Here is a 276-nt window from a genome sequence, read left to right on the forward strand (position 1 = left end):
GCCCGCGTCACCGCTGCCCTGGAGTCGGCCGGGCAGACCGCCGTGTTCACGACGCCGAAGGCGGCCGAGCGCCTGGCCGGGCACGTCGAGACGAGCGCCCGCGAGGCCGAGCGCGCGGTGCAGAACGCGGCCAAGACCGCCGAGCGGGCAACGGCCGGCCGCGACGCGATCCGCACGGCGATGGAAAAGCGGCAGGAGCAGGAGAGGGCACGCCAGCAGGCGGCCGAGGCCGCCCGGGCGGACGCGCAGCGCAAGGCCGCCGAGCAGGCCAAGCAG

General features: G+C 77.5%; 1 pseudogene. It reads left to right on the forward strand.

From position 1 onward, the window contains the following. Positions 1 to 276, forward strand: a pseudogene (locus tag SB751_RS30090) (hypothetical protein); the annotation flags it as partial.

The organism is Cupriavidus sp. SIMBA_020 (genome assembly GCF_046535395.1).
Lineage (GTDB): Bacteria > Pseudomonadota > Gammaproteobacteria > Burkholderiales > Burkholderiaceae > Cupriavidus > Cupriavidus campinensis.